At 52.3% G+C, this 637-nt stretch carries 1 protein-coding gene and 1 pseudogene; both read right to left on the bottom strand.

All coding sequences use genetic code 11. The features are described 5' to 3' along the window. Nucleotides 1-247 (bottom strand): transposase (locus tag ACFQUU_RS29420; RefSeq protein ID WP_382252193.1); only part of this gene is annotated, 247 nt, incomplete at its 3' end. A gap of 264 nt (nt 248-511) precedes the next feature. Further along, nucleotides 512-637: pseudogene (locus ACFQUU_RS29425) on the bottom strand (IS630 family transposase); the annotation flags it as partial.

Below are 637 nucleotides of genomic sequence, written 5' to 3' on the forward strand. Positions count from 1 at the left end.
CATCTTGCAGCATCGCCTTGTCCAGCGACAGATCGGCGACGAGGCGCTTGAGCTTGGCATTCTCTTCCTGAAGCTGCCGCAATTGCCGCAGCTCCGACGGTCCCATGCCACTGTACTTCTTGCGCCAGTTATAAAAGGTCGCATCGGATACGCCCATCTTGCCGCAGACTTCCTCGACCGACGTGCCCAGCTCGGCCTGCTGCAGAGCAAAGGCAATTTGCTCCTCGGTATAGCGGGATTTCTTCACGGCACATACTCCTTCGCGCAATGGCAAATTGTGCCGGATTTCCCAAGTCACGTTTGTCCAGTTTCCCGGTGCAGGGTCAATTTGTATGGAGGAATCGATGGAAGAGAAGTCAGTACCGAAACGGCAGTACACGGAAGAGGGTTCCGCTGCGAAAACGATGATAAAGAATTCATTGCTAAAGCTGCAAATATGGCGGGTAAGGCTGCGGACTATCAGACGGAACACTTGAATGCTTACAAACAGGATTTGAAACTAAAACAAGAGCTAGTGTGGTGTCCCGCAAATAACTTTACAAAGACGCTCAATCTTTTGCAGGATGGAGTCGGCGGTGGCGGTCCAGACGAACGGTCGCGAGTGGACATTGTATTGCGCGACAAAGCTGTCGATCTT

The organism is Herbaspirillum sp. GCM10030257 (assembly GCF_042666555.1).
Classification (GTDB): Bacteria; Pseudomonadota; Gammaproteobacteria; order Burkholderiales; family Burkholderiaceae_D; genus Noviherbaspirillum.